Source organism: Thaumasiovibrio clandestinus, assembly GCF_047250365.1.
Taxonomy (GTDB): Bacteria; Pseudomonadota; Gammaproteobacteria; order Enterobacterales; family Vibrionaceae; genus Thaumasiovibrio.
Genome location: NZ_JBLBVL010000005.1, coordinates 111,950 through 133,332, shown reverse-complemented (window position 1 = coordinate 133,332; position 21,383 = coordinate 111,950). Strand labels below are relative to the sequence as shown.

Sequence of the window (21,383 nt, the reverse complement as noted above, 5' to 3'; positions counted from 1 at the left end):
ACGTATAAGTAACATAAGCCGTTACGAGAACATCGAATGTCTGTCAGTCACTTCTTCGCCCATCTGTCACGAATGAAACTGATCCAGCGCTGGCCATTAATGCGCAATGTTGCCACTGAAAATATCAGCGAGCACAGTTTAATGGTCGCTTTTGTGGCCCACGGATTGGCGTTAATCAGCAATAAAAAATTTAATGGTCAGTGTAATCCAGAGCGCATCGCACTGCTTGCGATGTTCCATGACACCAGTGAAGTGATCACTGGCGACATGCCAACCCCTATAAAGTACTTTAATCCCACCATTGCCAACGAATACAAAAAAATAGAACTTGCCGCTGAACAACGCCTGCTCGGCATGTTACCACCAGAATTCCAAGCAGATTATGCCTCGCTGCTCGACAGCCAAGCCATCGATCCTGACGATTATGCCATCGTCAAACAAGCTGACACTTTGTGTGCATATATAAAATGCTTAGAAGAGCTCAGTATGGGAAACCATGAATTTGAGCAAGCCAAAGCCCGCCTTGAAGAGATGCTTGAACAACGACGCACCCCGGAGTTAACCTATTTCGAGCAAGTGTTTATTCCGAGCTTTACCCTTACCCTCGATGAGATTAGCTAATGACAAACTCGCTACATGAAATATGGCAACACCGACACACCAATGAAAACAAACAACGTCGGGATGATCATCGTAGTGTCTATGAGCGAGATAGAGCTCGAATTCTTCACTCAGCCGCCTTTCGCCGCCTACAAGCCAAAACACAGGTACACGGCGCAGGAATGAATGACTTCTACCGTACTCGACTAACACATTCGTTAGAAGCCGCTCAAGTCGGGGCGGGCATCGTCACGCAACTGAAAATAAAACAACCGGAGTTCACGCATTTATTACCATCAAACAGCTTGATTGAAAGCCTATGCCTTGCCCATGACATCGGCCATCCACCTTTTGGCCATGGCGGAGAAGTCGCACTTAATTACATGATGCGCAATCACGGCGGCTTCGAGGGAAATGCACAGACATTTCGTATCGTGACACGTCTAGAACCCTATACGCCTGAGCATGGCATGAACTTAACGCGACGCACACTACTTGGCTTAATGAAATACCCAGCACTACTTAGCGCGGCAGTCGCACCACAACGCCCAAATGACATTGAGAACTTCCGCTGTCTTGTCGCTTCACAATGGCAACCTGCAAAAGGGATTTATGATTGCGACAACGCACTCTTTAACTGGGTTATCGCACCGCTGGGCGAATCAGAGCAGCAGCATCTCAGTACGCTCCGTCCCTCAAACGAGCCTAACTTACACCGGAAAACCCTATTTAAGTCGTTTGACTGTTCTATTATGGAGCTGGCAGACGACATCGCCTACAGCGTTCATGATCTCGAAGATGCGATTGTGATGGGTATTGTCTCGCGTCATCAATGGCAAGAGCTGGTCGCCAGCCAACTGATCGACTGCGGCGATCTCTGGATAGAGCAACACATAGATAAAATAACCCAGAGCTTTTTTGGTCAGCCACACGAGCGTAAAGACGCGATAGGCTCACTCGTTAACGCCTTGATTACCGCAATCCACATCGAACCAACAACTAGCGTTAACAACGACCAGCAGCTTAGCCCCCTTCTGCGCTGGCAAGCGACGCTCAGTCAACCAATGACATTAGTACTCAATGCGCTCAAGCAGTTTGTCTATCGTTTTGTCGTAATGAATCATGATTTGCAACTTTTTGAATATAAAGGTCAGCAGATCATTATGGCGTTATTCGAAGCCATTGAAGCCGACCCCATACGCTTACTGCCTGAATCGACACGGCAGCGCTGGGTTGCCTCGGGTAACGACCCAAGAGTGATTGCAGATTACATCGCAGGCATGACAGATGGTTACGCTCAGCGCCTACATTCTGCACTGTTTGATGCGTCACTTTCACAAGGTATTCACCGCCCACTTTAGCGCGAAATTCACGGTGCAGCGACGTTGGCTGCCGCGAAATAAGAACATCAAGCGCGTCACATCACATTCCCTCACCTAGCAAACTCAACAAAAACACAACACTCGCGCTACCTAATACACACACAAGTAACACACAGCTCACAAAAAACAAAATCCCCTCACACTTTGACACCTGTGCGTCATGATTTTGGCGCATGCTTTACTAAAGATAGACAAAAGTGTATGCAAATATATTCAGCGAGGTAAAAAGAGCATGGTACTTACTTTAGATTGTTCACATTGCAACCAGAACTCAACGTTCTATCGCATCCATCGTTCAATACCAGAAAAATATATAACACGTCGCAGCTGGCAAAAGTACCAGTGCAAAAATTGCCACGCTATTGTATTTCGGGAAAAGCCAACCAATCAGCTCTGCACGGATAACGGCGTTAAGCTTGCCAAATGATTACTCGAGTCTGGCACCCTAACAATGCAACACCACATCAATAAGATATGGAGATTCGCTATTACCGTTCGGAATAATTTCGACGTGCAACATCCGGTGTCATCTGCTGGAGCTGATAATCGATCATTTTGTCAAATGGAACAAGTAAGGCATCTAAACCATTGTTACTTGGCTCAACAGCTCGTAGTGCAAAATACCCCGCCTCGACAGTACTAACCCCTGTCTGCTTTGACGTTTTACGTATGCGATAACGTCCTGGTAGTACGTCATCCAGAAAGCAACAAGGCAAGGCATGTAAATTACTCGATAGCTGCATTATTTTGTAGGCTTTCTTCCACGTGCCATCCAATAGAATAAAGCCAATGTTTCGCTGACTTTGGGTCACTAGTTGGCTAGCTGGCGTCGCGAATTCCCCTGGGTAGAGTAGATACCAATCAATATCATCGCGCGTTAGCGCCTGATTTAGTCCTTCGTGCTCAGTAAAGTCTTCACCGACCATGACTTGGCAAGTCGCTAGACTTAAATCGAGTATCCTCGCTGTTCCAATTGCTCGCTTCACCTCAGTAGGGTGTTGCAGAATCAACAATTCAGTTTTAGTATCAACAGGCTGAATCCATTGGCATATACACGCTTTGAGCGCTTTATTACAGCGCGGACAATACTGTCTCATGAGGATCTCTTGACTACTTATCGCTATCTATGTCTATTTACTGTACTGCTAATACTCATGCAGTTTCCTGCCATTAACGAGTGGGCCTATTGGCAGCGTGAGTCCATTGAGCTTGGCCAATGGTGGCGCATCCTAACAGGAAACTTTACCCATACCAACCTTTGGCATCTCGGTATGAATGTCATCGCCTTTTGGCTTATCAGCCATATATTCCGAGAATATATCAGCCCTTACCACTATACAATATTGATTCAGCTTATTAGTGCTATTATTGGACTGAGTTTGTTCATCACTGACATTGAGCTTTATGCTGGATTTTCCGGCACATTGCATGGGCTGTTTGCTTGGGGCGCAATAAAAGAGATCCAACATAAATATGCTGGTGGCTGGTTAATGTTGGTTGGCATTTGCTTAAAAGTAGGCATGGAGTTCTATACTGGTGGTAGTGCTGCAACCGCCAATTTAATAAATGCACGTGTCGCTATTGAGGCCCATGCTATGGGTATGATAAGTGGAATTATATTATCCCTCATCACCAAGGTGCACACTAGGAACGTGTAACACATTACAACTCATTCATCAAATAAATACCTTAAATACTAAGTCGCATGCTTTACAGCGTTAAAGTGTAAGTTAATGTAACAAGGTCATGCCTTTCACTGACTAATCCTACCGAACAGAAACGCAGCACTTACATCACACCATTACAACACCAAGGCAACAATAAGCCATCACTAGCAACAAACAACCAGGAATGCAAACACATCAGCACGCCAGATGTAAGCAACTCTCGTTAGACACGTTAGCATGGCGTTATCCACTCCGTTAACCCGAAACACCCTCGCAACACGCAATAGCTGTGCGCAATTTAACCGCTTTGTTCGATTTGATCTCAAGCAAATTTTAGAAACATTCTTCTCTTATAATCTCTATTAATTCATAGGTGTACAAAATACAACCAGATATAGATACAAAAGTTTGTTTTCATTATTTCAATAATAATCAACGCTAATTTTCGTATATATATTTTACTATTTTTATAAGGGATATGATGAAAAAGTCTACCATTGCACTTGGCGTTATCGCTGCCGCTGCATTAATCGCTTACCCTACTTATCGCTCATTCATGGGCGTCCAATCTGTCACTGTTGATATGACAGAACAAGCACAAAAGCTAGCTGAATATGCAAACAGCGATGCATTTATAACACCTCAAGCACTTGCAGAACTAATGAATGCAAATGACGATGTTGTTGTTATTGGTGCGCTAAATCCTGTTCGTGGTGACTCTCCTATTCGTGGTTCTCACACCATGTGGCGCCCAGACTACTCAGCAAGTAACGATGCCTTTGATTTTGGCGGTATGCGCAACACCCCAGAAGAGATGGAGAACGTACTTGGAAATATCGGCGCAACGGCAGACAGTACCATTGTTGTTTACGCTGCCAACGCACACCACGATGCCGCACGTCTATATTGGCAAATCAAAATGTTAGGCCATGAAGATGTTCGCTATCTGGACGGTGGCCTAAATGCATGGGCAGGAGCTAACCTACCCACAGGCAACGCCAACCCTCGCGTAGAAAGTACCGTTTATACAGCGCCAAATGCAAATAAAGATCAACTAGCAACACTGGACATGGTTCTTGATGCCATTGCAGATGACGAATGGGTAATTGTCGATACACGTGGCATGAGCGAGCATGATGGCTCCCAAACCCTTTCTGGAGCATTTGGCCCAGGTATGATCCCAAACAGTATCTTTATCGAGTGGACCGACGCCGCGAATGACGATACTACGTTAAAATCTGCTGAAGAATTACAAGCTATATACGGTGACATTATTGATGGCAAAAAGGTCATCTCTTACTGCCAATCTGGCGTACGTTCTGCTCACACCACGATGGTTCTAAAAGAAGTACTAGGCGCAGAAGAAGTCTACAACTACGACGGCTCTTGGATAGAGTGGAGCCACGCGCACTACGAAGCAAATAATGCGGATGTAAAAGTCGCTAACGGCCAAAGCTAACGCTATCCACTAATTACAAAGGCACAGACTACCTGTGCCTATCATTACAATTCAGAGCCCTATATTATGCAAAACCTCATTTTTAACCAAAAGCTCTACGATACAGCCCAACACGTTGTTGATGGTTGTATGGGCGATGCAGCCCCTGCGTGTGAAGCAGCATGTCCAATGCACACCAATGTAAAACAATATGTTAAGCAAGCCGCTCAAGGTGAATATCAAGCCGCACTTGATACCATCCGTAATAAGCTATTCTTACCTCAAACCTTGGGACGCATTTGTGCGCACCCTTGTGAAGCAGCGTGTCGTCGTAATAGCGAGTTTGGACAACCAATCAGTGTTGCAGGCGTTAAACGTTTCGTCGCAGAACAAGTGGATAAAAAGGAAAACTGGGATCTTACCGTTGGGCAACCAACAGGCAAGCGTGTTGTCATCGTTGGTGCAGGCCCTGCTGGTGCACAAGCCGCCATCGAACTACGTCGCCAAGGTCATGCGGTAACCCTACTTGAAAAACTAAACGTTTATGGCGGCATGATGCGTGTCGGTATCCCAGAATATCGTCTACCTCGTGACGTGATTGACTTTGAATTCAGCTACCTTGAAATGCTAGGTGTTGAGGTTCGTTTCGGTGTAGAAGTCGGTAAAGACATTCGCTTTGCTGAGCTACGTGAACAGTATGATGCGGTTATTCTGGCGCACGGCGCACATATCGGCTCAATCATTCCACTGCCAGGTCACCAGTCTCAAGGGGTGTTCTCAGCGGTTGAATACCTGAAAGAAATTTCAGAAACACACGCATTCCCGAAAGCGGGTCAGCGCGTAATGGTGATTGGTGGTGGTGATGTTGCAATGGACTGCGCGCGCTCGTCTTGGCGTATCGGTGCTGACGAAGTACATCAGTGCTCGCTAGAGAGTATGGAAAATCTGCCTGCTAGTCAGATCGAAATTGAAGAATCACTCGAAGAAGACGTCAGCTTCAATGCTGGTTGGGGTCCTAAAGAGATCTTATCGCAAGACGGAAAAGTCACGGGTATTGTACTACAAAAAGTGGCATCTATCTTAGATGCTGAAGGTAACTTTGCGCCGACTTATACCGAAGAAACTCGCACTATCGACGTTGATACAGTGATCTTCGCGACTGGACAAGTCGTTGCCGACATTACAGACGGTGAACTGGAACAAGGCCGCGGCGGACGTTATATCGTAGATAACGAAACCCTTGCGACTTCAGCTCCGGGTGTCTACGTCGCTGGCGATGCTAGTGGTGCGAATATTGTCATCCAAGCCATGGCGCTTGGGCGTAAAGCGGCACTGAGTATTGAACGTCAGTTTGCTAATAAAGCACTAACTGATGACCGAGATTTTACCCAAGAGTACAGCTATACCAGTCGCCTCGATGTACCTCTTCCTGAAGGATCAACCGATCAACCTCGCCTACATGGCAAGCTACGTGATGCACAAGAACGCAAGCGTGACTTTAAGCAAGTTGATTTCGGCTTCACCGCTGAGCAAATCAAGCAAGAGTCTAACCGCTGTTTCCAATGCGAATGTAAATTGTGCATGAAAGAGTGCATCATGATGAACGACTTTGGCGACTGTCCAAAGACGCTATTTAGTGATTTCACTGAGAATAAGACAATGGACCCGCTACTTGCTTACTCTTGTAATGCGTGTGACCAATGTACCATTGCTTGTCCTAAAGATTATCCAATGAAAGAGATATTCTTAGGTGCGCGTGCTGATTTCGTCAATGCAAATGGCGGAAAATCACCAATGCCTGGCCACAAAGCCATCTACATGCACCAAAAATTAGGCTTTTCTAAGCTCTTCACTATGGCCAAAAAATCAGTAGGACGTTAATCATGAGCAATAAAATTTTTATGCCGGGCTGTAGTCTTCCGTCATATAACCCAGAAGCAGTATCAAAAACAGCAGCACATCTAAAGTCAGTTTTTCCTGAGCTGGGTGCTGTACAAAACTGTTGCGGTAAACCAACCGCAGCCCTTGGCCAAACAGAAAAATTCAAAGAGCGCTTTGGGTTACTGCAGGCGGACTTCAACAAACTAGACGCTGAAGAAGTCATTGTCGCCTGTCAGAGCTGTTTCGGTATGATCAAGAAAAATGCCAATGGTCAGAAACCGGTCTCTTTATGGGCACTACTCCCTAAAATTGGTTTGCCTAAAGAGCTAGTCGGCAAGGCAAAAGACAGCGATGTGGTTTTCACTATCCATGACTCATGTTCAACCCGTTATGAGAGTGAACTGCAAGAGGGGATCCGCTGGGTTCTAAACGAGCTTGGCTATAAAACAGTAGAGCCAAAATACACCAAAGATAACACACGCTGTTGTGGCTTCGGTGGCATGGTAGTTCCAGCCAACCCAGATGTCGCAAAACGTGTTATCGAACGCCGTGTCGATGAGTTCGAAACGAATCACATTGTGGTCTACTGTGCTGCATGCCGTGCATCAATGATGGGCGTAGGTGCGCAATCATGGCACATCTTAGATCTTCTTTGGGGACCAGTTGTTATGCAAAACGACAGTGCACCAGAGAACGTATTGGCAAGTCCGATGAAATCATGGATGAACCGTTATAAAAGCAAAGCTGGTCTAATCAAGTGCATGACCGTTGACTAATCGCCACGTCCCAACGGCTATGTACGCCGTTGGGTTTTCTCATTCTCATGGAGAGAAAGTTCGATGAAATTTATTAAAATCGCCATCATTGCTGCTGTCGTTGCAGCGCTGTTATTTGCCGCGAAACAAACCGGCATTTTAGATCTTTTAACTGATGTAGAAGGTCTACAAAACTGGATTGCTGGCTTCGGCCCTATGGGTTATGCCGTCTTTGTTCTGGTTTATATTGTATCTTGTATTTTCCTACTACCAGGTAGCGCACTTACCATTGTTGCAGGTATCGCTTTTGGGCCGATTGCAGGTGGCATCATTGCCCTATTGGCTGCAACCGCTGGCGCTACCGCTGCTTTCGTGGTTGGTCGTTTCCTTTTGCGTAACCTCATCCTAAACAAGTTCGGTGACAACCCAATCTTTAAGAAGATTGACGATGGGGTAGCAGAGAACGGCGCTAGCTTTTTGATCCTAACTCGCCTAGTTCCTGTCTTCCCATTTAGTCTGCAAAACTATGCATACGGCTTAACCGGGCTTAACTTAGGCACTTACGTTATCGTATCACTCGTCACAATGGCACCTGGTGCATTTATCTTTGCTTACATGGCTGGTGATATTGCAACTAACGGCGTATCAGCGATGCTACTTGTGAAGTTCGCTGCAGCTGGTCTTGTATTATTTGGCATGTCGCTCATTCCAAAGTATATTGCCAAGAAGAAAGGTATTGATATGGATGCCCTTGCTAAATAGGGCCGTCATAACTGCATTCAGCGCTAGCTCTCAAGGCTAGCGCTTTATTTCTTATTTGGTAAAACAAAATGCGCCGCTTCCTTCTATCTCTATATTGTGTAACGTTATTGTTTTGCACCCCTGCCACACTAGCCACTGACTGGACTCACATTGAGCAAAAAGCTCAGGGACAAACGGTCTACTTCTATGCTTGGGGCGGTAACCCTCAGGTCAACCACTATATAGAGTGGGTTGCCAGCCAAGTCGAGCGGCAGTTTGACATTACGCTTGTTCATGTAAAAGTTGCCGACATTAGCGATGCGCTAACATTAATCATTAACGACAAATCTAGCGACCGAGATCATGGCGGAAAAGTCGACATGCTATGGCTCAACGGTGAAAATTTTGCCACATTAAAATCACTTAATCTCCTTTATGGACCTTTTACCGACACCCTACCCAATACTCAACTTCTTAACCCTGCGTTACCAACTGACAGCGATTTTTCTATTCCAGTCGAAGGGTTAGAGTCCCCATGGGGAGTTGGGCAACTCGGCTTTCTGTTTGACGAAAAAACCACGCCAACCCCTGCACGCAGTGCGGTCGAGTTACTACAATACGCTAAGCAGCACCCTGGAAGGATCAGTTATCCCCAACCGCCTCAGTTCCATGGTACGACCTTTCTTAAGCAACTGTTATGGGAGCTTACCGATGATCCAGACGCATTACGTAAAGATGTCAGCGAGGTGGATTTTGATGCTGTCACACAACCTTTATGGACTTACTTAGATGAACTGCATCATTACGCTTGGTATAAAGGACGGCGCTTTCCACAAAGTGACCGGCATATGATCCAATTAATGGGTGATCGTGAATTGCATATGGCCATCACGTTCAATCCCGGTGAAGGGCCTGCAGCAGTGCAACGAGGAGACATACCCTCAACCGTGTCACAGCACACATTTCGTGCCGGCGCCCTCACCAATATTCACTTCCTCGCCATTCCATATAACTCCGATGTTAAGGAAGGCGCAAAAGTTGTGATCGATTATTTAATGTCAGCGGAAGCACAAACGAGAAAGGCCGATATTGCCCACTGGGGAGATCCGACTGTGCTTGCACCTGAACATGTGCCATCAGTAACAGCGGAGCTATCGCTAGGCATTCCCGAACCGCATTTTACTTGGCATACCCATTTACCATTAGCTTGGAAGGCACGTTATGGTTTCTAAACGCCTCTCCTTTTCTATGCTTATCGTCGTCGCTATCTGCCTGCTGCCATTATTGGCTGGCGTGCTGGCCACGATTATTCCAGCACTCGGTTATTACCCCGCATTAGGTCACCATAATATTCACTTGGCTCAATGGGCTAAGTTGTTCTCGGAGCCGGGGTTACTCTTTAGCCTAACATTAAGCTTAAAAATTGGGATAGTTTCAACTCTACTCGCAGTAGCACTGACCTTTACGCTTCTCAGTCTACTTTGGCAACAGCGCGGCTGGCGCATCGTCTCTCTCTACCTCGCCCCAGCACTCGCCTTACCCCATGTAGCCTTCGCCATTGGGTTAAGCTTCGTCTTAGCACCAAGTGGTTGGTTTATTCGTCTGCTAATGCCACTACTTGATGGCTCAGAGCCTCCCCTATGGATGACAATTAATGACCCATGGGGCTGGTCATTGATTGTTATGTTGATCATAAAAGAAGTGCCATTCTTGTTATTGATGGCGCTAGGGGTGCTTAGTCAGTTAGAACCAGAGCGTCAACTGCTTATGGCGCGAAGCTTAGGTTATGACCGAATACAGGCTTGGTGGAAAGTACTGGTTCCACAAATCTATACAAAACTGCGCTTACCGATTGCAGCCGTTTTAGTGTATGGAATAACAGTGGTTGACGCAGCGATGATCATCGGTCCTCAGCTTCCGCCACCAATGGCAATTCGCGTCTTTCAGTGGTTCCAGCACAGCGATCTTGATCATCGCCTGCTGGCTTGCTGCGGCGCTATTCTGCTAACCCTGTCAACCTTGCTAGTTTTGGGTCTTTGGCGAATGGCTGAGAGAGCACTCCTTCCTTTATCAAAGCGAGTCTGGTTGAATGCACGAAAGCGTGTTCACCATCCCGCGGTTATGCTTGGCGCTTTCGCCCTTCCCGTGTTGGCCTTGTTATCGGTGATGACATTAATCGCGCTCATCATCTGGTCACTCACTCAACATTGGCACTTCCCGAGGTTAATGCCTGCTACACTGAGTTTGCAAGCATGGTATCACGCAAGCAACGCACTAAAAGGCCCAATGTTTACGGCACTCACATTAGCATTATCAGCCACATTGCTCGCGACAGTAGCCACCATCATTGTTTTAGAATATCAACAACAACGTGATCGATATTGGCCAATGGTCATCCCCTGTTGCGCCCTTTTCATCCCCGGTATCACGCTATTTACTGGGTTACCCATGTTGCTAAATCAGATAACTCATCACCTACCGTTTATTGCCGTCGTATGGGGCCATCTGCTCATGGCGTTTCCTTATGTTTATCTTAGTTTGCATGGGCCATACAAAGCCATTGATGGGCGGTACATCACTGTCGCGCGTTCGTTAGGCGCATCGTCATTCACTGTATGGTGGAAAATCAAACGTCCACTGTTACAATCAGCGATTCTCAGTGCTCTCGCGATTGGCTTTAGCGTCAGTATCGTACAGTACCTACCTACTTTGTTAATGAGTGGGGGACGTCTTGCGACGGTAACCACGGAAGCTGTGGCAATTACAGCCAGCTACGACCGTACCTCTGCTGCGATTTACGGCTTAAGTCAAGCTGCCATGCCTTTAACGGTTTTCTGGTTGATCAAGCTATGGAAACCGAAACATTTACGTAAAAGATATCAATCATCATGACTTCGAACCTAAAGCAACTGGAACTAAAACAACTACAACTCACCAAAGCAGCAATACCGTTCTTAAGGCCCATTGAGGCTACCGTACGTGGTGGGGAGATCCTTGCTATTACTGGGCCAAGTGGTTGTGGTAAGTCAACGTTATTGTCTGCCATCTCTGGTAGTCTGCACCATATTTTTACCGTTCAAGGCGAGATCCTGCTAAATGGAGATAACATTTCTGACAAAGCGATTGAGCAGCGTCGGATCGGCATTCTTTTTCAAGACCCGCTACTATTCCCTCATTTAACCGTGGTTGAAAATATCTGTTTTGCTGATGGTCATGGCCACCATGAGGACCGAATGTTACGTGCTATGGCGTCGCTAGAACAAGTCGGGCTCAATAACATCGCCCATCGCTATCCATCCGAAATTTCAGGAGGACAAGCGGCGCGGGTCGGATTGCTACGAACATTACAAGCAAAGCCTTTAGCTTTGTTATTGGACGAACCATTTTCCAAACTAGATAGTAAGACACGGCTCACCTTTAGAGAGTGGGTCTACCAGATCATCAAACAACGCGGGATCCCGACATTGTTAGTCACTCACGACGAGGCTGATATCCCAGATCCAACATTTACCTTAAACATTGGGGACTACAGCTTATGATTGACCGCTGGACCGCCGCTGCGGTAAAACCACCGTTGCACCTCATTGCACAAACTTTTTGTCATCAACGAATTAGCGCAAATCATGTCACAGTGTGTGGCTTTTTCATTGGTATGCTCGCCTTGCCGTTATTGGCATTCGAACAATACCTACTGGCATTGGTCTGTGTTTTATTTAACCGCTTTTGTGATGGATTAGACGGCGCAATTGCTCGGGTTAACGGAGGTAGCGACCTAGGAGGATTTCTTGATATTGTCCTCGATTTTATCTTTTACGCAGCAGTGATATGCGGCTTTGCTCTTGCACAACCTGAGAATGCCGTCTTTGCCAGCTTGCTTTTGTTTGGTTTTATGGGAACGGCCAGCAGCTTTCTTGCCTTTTCATCTATCGCCGCAAAACGAGAGATCGATAACCCAATTTATCCCAATAAAGCCCTGTACTATTTAGGTGGGATCACTGAAGGCTCTGAAACCATCGCCTTCTTTGTCGCAATGTGTCTCTTCCCACAGCACTTTGTGGCTCTCTCTCTCACCTTTGCCATCTTATGCTACATCACCACATTCACCCGCATTATGTCAGCCATAGCAACATTTAAAGAGTAGAGTTACATTTCACACCAGCGCCCTGTAGCAATGCGAGGGCGCTAGATTGTCGTGTTGTTGAACTTTCTAATCACGACGACCGGCGCCTTTTTTGGCATCAAATGCTACCAGCTGCTCCGCAGTAGCGGGCTGTTGATACTTCGCTTTCCATTCACTGTAAGGCATACCATAAATTCTGGCTCTAGCCTCTTCATCTGTTATATCAATCCCCGCCTCATCAGCCGCCGCTTTATACCATTTGCCTAGACAATTCCGGCAAAAATCAGCCAATATCATCAGATCAATATTCTGAACTTCTTTATGCTCATCAAGGTGTTGCAACAGTCTCTGGAAGACGGCTGCGTCTAATGCTGTCTGTGTTTGGTTGCCAATATCTTGAAGCGGTGCGTTTTTCTGTGTCATGTCCTGCTCCTTCATCCTTTGCTGCCTCTATCGGCAGTTTTAACCAATGGCAAGTGCGTCGCCATAGTGTTAAATCTAGCACCGGATCAAAGGTCATGAAATTAACACCCTGTTCAAATGCTTGCTGATAAAGAGGTGAATTTGTCATTCCACCTAAAACAGGATGACGTAGGTGCTTCAATACACGCTTAAATTGTTCAAGCCCTTGCTCCCCTTTACCATTACGTGTCGCGACAAAAGCAATTGGCTGACGGCGTTGACGGTAGGTCGGAGAATGAATCAATTTTCCAATAAAATTCAAAATGGCATGAATATCAATTGGAGATGGCTGCAGCGGGACAATAATTCGATCCGCGAGAGACAAATAGCGTTCCATTTCCAGCATGGAAAAATTTGATGGCGTATCCATCAATATAACATCGCTGCGGCGATCAACTTTTACCGCCAAAGAGAATAACTGCCCAGTATCAAATTGAAAATGTTGTGACTCAACGATACCGCTGATATTCCCCCAATGTTGTGATGTTCGCTGCGTATCAAAGTCTATTAACTCGCAACGGTAGGAGCTGGATAACACACTGGCTAACGCAATCGCAAACGTCGATTTTCCCGCTCCACCCTTACGATTCATAATCAAAACTTTACAACCAGGGGCAGACTTTAAGCCACAAGATTGATAAGAGCTATCCTTCTGTCGTTTCATTTAAGCTCCCTTAGATTAAAATTTTGAGCAGCTTATCAATGACAACGACTGAATGACGAATTGAATGTGAGAAGAAATGACAATTTGAAAGCAAGATCACGAATTACGCAATCTTGTTGTGATGCAGAGATAACAATACGCTTACATTGCGCGCAAAGGGAATAAAAAAGTAAGAGAGCATGACAATAAAGCTATCCGGTACTCTCTTACTGTATACAAGCTTATCGTTTAGGTTGCCACTTAACAATGCCATCACTTTGTGGCTTGCCCGTTGTCGTCTGTTTGCTTTGTGGAGAGCGACGCTTAGGTTTAGCGCTACTGCCGTTTTCAGACTTGGCACGACGTCCATCATAGCCTTTGGCACTATGGGTTCTACTTGTCGAGCGTGATTCGCTCAAATTGGCTTTTTCTTTGGCATCATGCAACTTAGCCGGCGTCGCTTTTCGAATGACCTTACCCGTGGTATCAGTACGTGAAGCCTCTTCCGTTTTACTCGACTCTGCAATCATGGCATTAATTTGCGCCATTTCATCATCAGAAAGGTAGCGCCACTTTCCGGTCGGTAAATCATCAATCGTGATGTTCATGATACGTACACGCTTCAACTTAAATACGTCATAACCCAGCGCTTCACACATACGACGGATCTGACGATTCAAGCCCTGAGTCAGGGTAATACGAAAGACAAAACGCGACTCCTGCGACACCTTACACGGCAGGGTAACCGTATCAAGAATTGGCACACCGGCACCCATTTTCTCAATAAACTCTGGAGTAATTGGCTTATCAACCCTTACCACATACTCTTTTTCATGGTTGTTACCCGCGCGCAAAATTTTATTGACGATGTCACCATCATTGGTCATAAATATTAAGCCATCTGATGCCTTATCAAGGCGACCAATGGGGAAAATACGCTTGCGATGACCAATAAAGTCAACAATATTCCCTTCGATATGCTTTTCTGTCGTACAAGTAATACCCGTTGGCTTATTCAAAGCAATATAGATAGGTCTCTCTTTGCTGCGTAACGGGCGATCATCAACACAAACCTGCTCACCGTCCGCGACTTTTCGCCCCATTTCGGCCACTTGACCATTAATTGTAACGCGCCCTTGCTCTATCAGCTTATCGGCTTCTCGGCGTGAGCAATAGCCAGTATCACTGATGAATTTATTAAGGCGAGTTAAGGTGGCTTCTGTCATGGTTAAATCTCTAGTAGGGTATCGCTAAACCGTAGCGCAAAAAGGGAGGCTATTCTAGCGGAAAACCCACAAGGAATCGAATTTCCCTGATACAAACGCTCGTCTGGCTTGCATGCCAATTAGGGGTCACTTAGGTATAGATGCACTCATGCTTATTTCTATCTTCTTTATAGATACGCCCAATCGCGACTAACAAGATACCAATACTAAACACATCATTAACTAAGCCACCGTAAGAACCAACTACAAGCGCATTGATCATCCACAAACACGCACAAAATAGAAATGCCAGTCGCATTGCCAAGCCACGAACACAAAACAGCGCATAACAGCCAAATAGCGATGCCACTGCTGGTAGTAAGTCTCGCGGCTCTTGGAAAAAGAACAAACTCATTGAAAGCTGAATGAGTGCAAAGCAAAAAAACGGCTTATAACCCTGAAATTTTATTGAACATAGGGCTCTAAAAGCACTGATGCCGAAATTAATCCCAGCAACTACCGCGCCAAGCAACATGTAATGGATAGAAAACGTTATACACGAACAGCAAATCAATGCTCGCATCCGATTATCATGGGTCGTCGACCCCGCTAGAATATTGAAACCAAGAGCAACAAAGCCCAAGGACTGAATCCAAACTTCATTCATTCATTTCTTCCGTTAAAAACCGCACCAAACGCCTTAAACGGAAAAAGGCCCCTAACAGAGCCATTCATTCGCAATTAAGCCTTTGGCATATCGTCTTCATCGCCTCAAACAGGTCACATATTTGTGCTATTTGCGATAGAGCAGCGTCGATTGCCCTATTGGCTCGTCTACGTCAACTCTGCCGTCTGTGAGGTTTTTCCTGTCCAAACATCTATTTAGCCACTCATATTCTGGAAAACAGACATTTTTCACGATTTCGTCCCAATTATATACGGCTGCAACCAGTAGTTCACGCCTAAACAGGTGCTAAAACTTGATCTCGTAGACAGTTGTCTCTTTTTTATAAAGCATAAACCACGCGCGCTGCACTGCCGCCGTCTTATGCCCTTCATTATCCAGATATAAAAAATCCCCTTACTCACTAGGAGTAAGGGGATTTTAATCATGTTAACTTAGCCATGGTTATGGCGCGTTACCACATCTTTTTGCAGTTCTTTCTCTAACAACTGTTCAACGTAGGCTGGAGAGTGCGTCTTCGCAGCTAACAAGCGATACATGGCAGGAATAACCAACAAGGTAACAAATGTTGCAAAGGCCATACCGAAGAACACCACCGTACCTACTGCCATACGGCTTTCTGCCCCCGCTCCCGTCGAGAAGATCAACGGCAGCGAACCAAACAAGGTGGTGAACGCTGTCATCATAATCGGACGTAAACGACGCACTGAGGCTTCAACGATCGCCGACTCAAACTCACGACCACGGTCACGCAACTGGTTGGCAAACTCAACAATCAATATACCGTTCTTCGTCACCATACCAATCAGCATAATCATACCAATTTGGCTATAGATATTTAGCGACAGATCCGTTAACCAAAGTCCACCTAGGCCACCAAAAATACCCATCGGTACGGTTAGCATAATCACCAACGGGTTAATAAAGCTCTCAAACTGCGCAGCCAACACCAAATAAGCAACTAACAGTGCCAAACCGAACACAAACAGCATGCTGCTCTGATTCTCTTTGAAATCTTTCGATTCACCGTTATAGCTAATAGAGATATCGGCTGGCAATAACTTGATAGCCTCTGCTTCCAGATAATCAAGCGCCTCACCTAAGGTATACCCTTCAGTGACGTTCGCTTTAAGGGTGATCGCTTTTTGCTTCATAAAGTGATTCAAGCGGCTTGCTGATGCAACCTCTTCAATCGATGTCACGGTATCAAGGGTTATCAACTCTCCACGCGAGGTACGCAAATAAATCTTTGACAGATCGGAAACATTATTGAAACGGTCTTCTTCACCACGCAGATAAACATCATACTCTTCACCACGGTCGACATAAGTCGTTTCACGACGCCCACCCAGCATCACCTCTAGTGTTTGTGCGACCGTTGATACCGTCACGCCCAATTGGGCGGCACGCTGTTTATCAATCGACACCAATAGCTCTGGGGTAGCTTCACTGTAATCGAGATCAGCACCATTCATGTATGGACTATCTTCTGCTATCACTTTTAGCTTCTCTGCCCAGTCATTTAGCTCAGAGTAATCTGCCCCACCAAGCACCATCTGCACCGGCTCAGACGAACCGCCGCGCATGCCTGGCATAAACGGGAACACGCGCACATCGGGTATGCCAGCCAAGGCCTTACGAATATCACCTAAGATCTCCTCAGCATGACGGTCACGCTCTTCCCAAGGTTCAAGCTGTATGATGACAAAACCAGTCTGGTCGCCAGCATTACCACCAAATGCGGGTGTTTGTAAGCTCATGGCACGAATATCACCCTGGCCAACCAAGCCTAAGATACGCTCTTCAACCAACTCCATGTTTGCCACCATGCGGTTATAACTGGTCGCATCGGCACCACGAACAAAAGCAAACACAACACCACGGTCTTCCATTGGTGCTAACTGCGCGGGGATCGTTTTCATCAATCCAACACTAGCAGCAATACAGCCAATAATGACCAGTGGGGCAAACCAGCGCCCTTTAACCGCAAGCTGTACAACCGCACGATAACCATTTTCAAGCTTGGCAAAAAGTACATCCACACCGCGGTTAAACGCATTACGCTTCACATTGGCTTTTAATATTTTGCTGCCAAGTACAGGGGTCAGTGTTAATGCAATCAGAGACGAGAACATCACAGCAACGGCCAATAGCACCGCGAACTCAGTAAAGAACTTACCAATCATGCCATCCATAAATGAGATGGGTAAGAATACCATCACGAGTACCACGGTAGTCGCAACAACGGCAAAGCCGACCTCTCGCGTACCTTTATACGCCGCAAGCAGTGGCGATTCACCTTCTTGGAGGTGATGGAAGATATTTTCGACAACAACAATCGCATCATCCACTACCAAGCCAATTGATAAGATCAGCGCCATTAAGGTGAGTATATTGATGGAAAAGCCCATGCTGTAAGCCGCAATAAAGGCAGAGATCAACGAAACCGGCACCGTTACTGCAGGAATTAGCGTGGCACGCGCTTGGCCAATAAAGACATACAGCACCAAAACAACCAATCCACCCGTTATCATTAAGGTATTAAACACCTCGTCGATCGAGCGTTCAATATAGAGCGTGGCATCATAATCTACGTAAAGGTCTGTTCCTTCTGGCAAAAAGGGTTGCAGGTTTTCAACCTCTTGACGCACTAATGTTGACACCTCAAGCGGGTTCGCGTCACTTTGTGCGATAATACCAAGGCTTAAGTTAGAGATGCCGTTACTTTTAAACGTCGAATTCTCATTCTCTGCGCCAATGAAAACGCTAGCCACATCTTTCAAATAAATCGGTGAACCATCGTCAGCAAAACGAATAACTAAGTACTCGAAATCTTCTACCGTTGCATATAAACGCGCAGTCCGTACCGACATAACGGTTGTATCATTACGCACCTGTCCACCTGGCATCTCCAAGTTTTCGTTACGTAAAGCCGTAATAATGTCATTCGCGGTAACACGTCGACCCGCCATCAATTCAGGGCTGAGTTGAACATACATCACTTGATTGAGCGCGCCGCTGATCTGAATTGAACTAACACCATCAAGAAGACTAAAGCGATCTTCCAAAACACGATTGGTATAATCGGTTAACTGGGTTCGATCCATCTCTGATGAGGTTAAATTTATATACAGCGATGACTCGCCCGTGCCTCTAGATTTAGAGACAATAGGATCATCCGCCGCTTCTGGTAAACGTCGTTTTGCACGCTCTACCGCATCACGGACATCACTCACCCCTTCAATCAAATCCCAATCAACATTAAAAGACACCGTAATTCGCGACATACCATTACGGCTTGTCGATGTAATGGTGTCTATCCCGCTGATCCCCGTTAACTGATCTTCGACCACGGTGGTAATTTGACTTTCAATAACCGTGGCTGATGCGCCGCGATAAGTCGTGGAAATCGTCACCACAGGGTTGTCGACATCCGGAAACTCGCGTACAGACATACGATCGAAAGAGACAAAACCAAACACACACAACAGTAAACTCAGTACGATAGCGACGACGGGGCGTTTTACCGATACATCAGAAATCCACATAACTATTGACCTTTCTTCGGTGAAGCTAGCGCCGCATTAACATCATCCACACGGGCTCCATCGCGAATATTAACCAGTCCTTGCACAACAATCTTGTCGCCGATACTCACGCCATCTTCGACCATGACCTGATTACCCACTCGCCCGCCTAGTTTGACTTCAGTACGGTGAGCTGTGTTTTCATCATCGATAACGTAAACGTAACGACGCGTGCCGGAGTATTCCAACCCCTGCACAGGAATCACCGCCATCTCTTGCGGTGCAAATGCCATGTGCGCATTCATTAGCATACCGGGTTTCAGTTTATTCTCCGCATTCACAAATTCGATGCGAACACGAATATTTAATGAATCTTGCAAGACTCGTGAGTCAATCGCGGCAATCTCACCATAAAAATCTTCGTTGCCCCACGCTTGGCTTTGCGCAGTCACTTTGTCACCAAGCATAATTTGCGACAGGTATTGTTCTGGAACAGATAGATCGAGCTGCATTAAAGAGAGGTCGTCAAGAGTAAGTAACTGCTCACTATCTTTTACTAATTGACCTGCACTGATATCTAATAAGCCAATGGTGCCAGAGAACGGAGCTTTCACCGCGTGGTCATCAAAGCGTTTTTGGGCTGCATCTAAACGTGCTTTTGCAATGTCTACCGCCGATTGTTGCGCATCAACTTGGGTTTGAGTTACAGCACCGCGAGCCACCAGCTTGGCATATTCGGTCAATTTGCGCATTTCATCACGATGATAAGCGATGGCTTCATCAAGGCTCGCTTTGGATTGCAAGTTATCCAATTGCACCAATAGCTGCCCCGCTTCGACATTGCTGTTTTCTGAAACAGCGATGTGAGCAATTTTGCCACTCACTTCAGAAGCAACATTGATTGCTTTACGTGCTTGCAGATTGCCGACGAGCGTCAATGATTGGCTTAACGGCATCGATTGAATAACATCAGTGGTGACAAATACAGCACCAGCGCCACGGCCAGCGCCAGCAGGAAAAGAGGGCGGCGTTGTCTCCGATTGCTGTGCCCACCAGTATCCACCAGCGGCAAGTCCAATCACTAATACTGCTATCGTTGATTTTTTCATTGCTATAACTCTTAATTTGGATGACAACATACTATCAAATTGTCACAAGACTAACGTAAACAAATGTAAAGTATCGCAAAATATATTCTTACCTAAATCAATACGCTGTGTTACATTTCAACGACACCTTACCGTAGAATTTAACCCCTTCTCTGAGCTAGCATTTTTCGTCTCTACACCATTAATCCAACGGTCAATTGAACATATTTACCGCACTCGACCATTCAAAAGATGAAAAAACCAGCAGGCAACACACTTTTTGCAGGAAAAAGGTTTACAGGCAGAACGGGTTTGCTATTATGCGCTCCGCACTTGTGGAGGGGTTCCCGAGTGGCCAAAGGGATCAGACTGTAAATCTGACGGCTCCGCCTTCGAAGGTTCGAATCCTTCCCCCTCCACCATCTTTCGTGTTAATGTGATTTTTCTTACTAAGAAAACAGCACGCTAACGCAGACAATTAGTAACACTCGTGGAGGGGTTCCCGAGTGGCCAAAGGGATCAGACTGTAAATCTGACGGCTCCGCCTTCGAAGGTTCGAATCCTTCCCCCTCCACCATCTTTCGCATTAATGTGATTTTTCTTACTAAGAAAGTAGCACGCTAACGCAGACAATCAGTAACACTCGTGGAGGGGTTCCCGAGTGGCCAAAGGGATCAGACTGTAAATCTGACGGCTCCGCCTTCGAAGGTTCGAATCCTTCCCCCTCCACCATCTTTCGCATTAATGTGGTTTTCTTGCTAAGAAAACGGCACGTTAACGCAGACAATCAGTAACACTCGTGGAGGGGTTCCCGAGTGGCCAAAGGGATCAGACTGTAAATCTGACGGCTCCGCCTTCGAAGGTTCGAATCCTTCCCCCTCCACCATCTTTCGCATTAACGTGGTTTTCTTACTAAGAAAATAGCACGCTAACGCAGACAATCAGTAACACTCGTGGAGGGGTTCCCGAGTGGCCAAAGGGATCAGACTGTAAATCTGACGGCTCCGCCTTCGAAGGTTCGAATCCTTCCCCCTCCACCATCTTTTAAAAGCCAGCATTATGCTGGCTTTTTTCGTTTCTAGCGCTCATCACTTTCTGCCGTCCTTCTTGATTTATCTCATCGGTTAGCCCATTGCAATCACCTTCCCTACCTAATGCGGTCACATCGGCGATTTGTTACTATTACTGC

18 protein-coding genes and 5 tRNA genes are annotated in these 21,383 nt (G+C 46.2%); 16 read left to right on the top strand and 7 right to left on the bottom strand.

Annotated features, from left to right (window positions below; genetic code table 11):
* The first annotated feature begins 36 nt into the window (after positions 1-36).
* Positions 37-621 (top strand): 5'-deoxynucleotidase, encoded by a 585-nt coding sequence (gene yfbR / locus ACKLNH_RS09495; protein ID WP_413112014.1) that lies wholly within the window; start codon positions 37-39, stop codon positions 619-621.
* Positions 621-1,961: an anti-phage deoxyguanosine triphosphatase gene (locus tag ACKLNH_RS09490; RefSeq protein ID WP_413112013.1), complete on the top strand. Its 1,341-nt coding sequence runs from the start codon at positions 621-623 to the stop codon at positions 1,959-1,961. Before yfbR ends, ACKLNH_RS09490 begins: the two co-directional genes overlap by 1 nt.
* A 509-nt stretch (positions 1,962-2,470) precedes the next feature.
* Here the strand turns inward: ACKLNH_RS09490 and ACKLNH_RS09485 are convergent.
* A complete protein-coding gene (locus ACKLNH_RS09485) occupies positions 2,471-3,079 on the bottom strand; it encodes a tRNA-uridine aminocarboxypropyltransferase (protein WP_413112012.1) in 609 nt (202 codons plus the stop codon).
* A 9-nt stretch (positions 3,080-3,088) separates the two neighbouring features.
* Here ACKLNH_RS09485 and rrtA point away from each other — a divergent pair, with 9 nt between their 5' ends.
* The 9 genes from rrtA to ACKLNH_RS09440 all read left to right on the top strand — a co-directional run bounded on the left by rrtA (position 3,089) and on the right by ACKLNH_RS09440 (position 12,605).
* Positions 3,089-3,640, top strand: coding sequence for a rhombosortase (gene rrtA, locus ACKLNH_RS09480; protein ID WP_413112011.1), 552 nt, complete (start codon positions 3,089-3,091; stop codon positions 3,638-3,640).
* A gap of 490 nt (positions 3,641-4,130) precedes the next feature.
* Positions 4,131-5,108: a sulfurtransferase gene (locus ACKLNH_RS09475; protein ID WP_413112138.1), complete on the top strand. Its 978-nt coding sequence runs from the start codon at positions 4,131-4,133 to the stop codon at positions 5,106-5,108.
* A gap of 66 nt (positions 5,109-5,174) precedes the next feature.
* A complete protein-coding gene (locus ACKLNH_RS09470; RefSeq protein WP_413112010.1) occupies positions 5,175-6,968 on the top strand; it encodes an FAD-dependent oxidoreductase in 1,794 nt (597 codons plus the stop codon).
* Between the two features lie 2 nt (positions 6,969-6,970).
* Entirely contained in the window at positions 6,971-7,744 is a 774-nt protein-coding gene (locus ACKLNH_RS09465) for a heterodisulfide reductase-related iron-sulfur binding cluster (protein WP_413112009.1), read from the top strand.
* 63 nt (positions 7,745-7,807) lie between these two features.
* Positions 7,808-8,485, top strand: coding sequence for a TVP38/TMEM64 family protein (locus ACKLNH_RS09460; protein ID WP_413112008.1), 678 nt, complete (start codon positions 7,808-7,810; stop codon positions 8,483-8,485).
* 68 nt (positions 8,486-8,553) lie between these two features.
* On the top strand, positions 8,554-9,696 hold the full coding sequence (locus ACKLNH_RS09455) for an ABC transporter substrate-binding protein (RefSeq protein WP_413112007.1): 1,143 nt from the start codon (positions 8,554-8,556) through the stop codon (positions 9,694-9,696).
* Positions 9,686-11,356: an ABC transporter permease gene (locus ACKLNH_RS09450; protein ID WP_413112006.1), complete on the top strand. Its 1,671-nt coding sequence runs from the start codon at positions 9,686-9,688 to the stop codon at positions 11,354-11,356. Before ACKLNH_RS09455 ends, ACKLNH_RS09450 begins: the two co-directional genes overlap by 11 nt.
* Positions 11,353-12,003, top strand: coding sequence for an ATP-binding cassette domain-containing protein (locus tag ACKLNH_RS09445; protein WP_413112005.1), 651 nt, complete (start codon positions 11,353-11,355; stop codon positions 12,001-12,003). Before ACKLNH_RS09450 ends, ACKLNH_RS09445 begins: the two co-directional genes overlap by 4 nt.
* A complete protein-coding gene (locus ACKLNH_RS09440) occupies positions 12,000-12,605 on the top strand; it encodes a CDP-alcohol phosphatidyltransferase family protein (RefSeq protein ID WP_413112004.1) in 606 nt (201 codons plus the stop codon). Before ACKLNH_RS09445 ends, ACKLNH_RS09440 begins: the two co-directional genes overlap by 4 nt.
* Before the next feature lie 66 nt (positions 12,606-12,671).
* On the opposite strand, the gene ACKLNH_RS09435 is transcribed toward ACKLNH_RS09440, so the two are convergent.
* The 6 genes from ACKLNH_RS09435 to ACKLNH_RS09410 form a co-directional block, all read right to left on the bottom strand.
* A complete protein-coding gene (locus tag ACKLNH_RS09435; RefSeq protein WP_413112003.1) occupies positions 12,672-13,007 on the bottom strand; it encodes a DUF1244 domain-containing protein in 336 nt (111 codons plus the stop codon).
* Entirely contained in the window at positions 12,913-13,710 is a 798-nt protein-coding gene (locus tag ACKLNH_RS09430; RefSeq protein WP_413112002.1) for a ParA family protein, read from the bottom strand. Before ACKLNH_RS09430 ends, ACKLNH_RS09435 begins: the two co-directional genes overlap by 95 nt.
* Before the next feature lie 221 nt (positions 13,711-13,931).
* Positions 13,932-14,915: a 23S rRNA pseudouridine(2604) synthase RluF gene (rluF, locus tag ACKLNH_RS09425; RefSeq protein ID WP_413112001.1), complete on the bottom strand. Its 984-nt coding sequence runs from the start codon at positions 14,913-14,915 to the stop codon at positions 13,932-13,934.
* 130 nt (positions 14,916-15,045) lie between these two features.
* On the bottom strand, positions 15,046-15,561 hold the full coding sequence (locus tag ACKLNH_RS09420) for a YgjV family protein (RefSeq protein WP_413112000.1): 516 nt from the start codon (positions 15,559-15,561) through the stop codon (positions 15,046-15,048).
* Positions 15,562-16,013: 452 nt separating this feature from the next.
* Positions 16,014-19,127: a multidrug efflux RND transporter permease subunit gene (locus tag ACKLNH_RS09415; RefSeq protein ID WP_413111999.1), complete on the bottom strand. Its 3,114-nt coding sequence runs from the start codon at positions 19,125-19,127 to the stop codon at positions 16,014-16,016.
* A 2-nt stretch (positions 19,128-19,129) separates the two neighbouring features.
* Positions 19,130-20,215 carry an efflux RND transporter periplasmic adaptor subunit gene (locus ACKLNH_RS09410; protein WP_413111998.1) on the bottom strand — a complete coding sequence of 362 codons (1,086 nt, stop codon included), beginning with the start codon at positions 20,213-20,215 and terminating at the stop codon, positions 19,130-19,132.
* A 316-nt stretch (positions 20,216-20,531) separates the two neighbouring features.
* On the opposite strand from ACKLNH_RS09410, the gene ACKLNH_RS09405 reads away from it, so the two are divergent.
* The 5 genes from ACKLNH_RS09405 to ACKLNH_RS09385 all read left to right on the top strand — a co-directional run bounded on the left by ACKLNH_RS09405 (position 20,532) and on the right by ACKLNH_RS09385 (position 21,234).
* A tRNA-Tyr gene (locus tag ACKLNH_RS09405) sits at positions 20,532-20,616 on the top strand.
* A 70-nt stretch (positions 20,617-20,686) separates the two neighbouring features.
* Positions 20,687-20,771: transfer RNA gene (locus ACKLNH_RS09400), tRNA-Tyr, on the top strand.
* Between the two features lie 70 nt (positions 20,772-20,841).
* Positions 20,842-20,926, top strand: a tRNA-Tyr gene (locus ACKLNH_RS09395).
* Between the two features lie 69 nt (positions 20,927-20,995).
* Positions 20,996-21,080, top strand: a tRNA-Tyr gene (locus ACKLNH_RS09390).
* 69 nt (positions 21,081-21,149) lie between these two features.
* Positions 21,150-21,234: transfer RNA gene (locus ACKLNH_RS09385), tRNA-Tyr, on the top strand.
* The last annotated feature ends 149 nt before the right edge of the window (positions 21,235-21,383 follow it).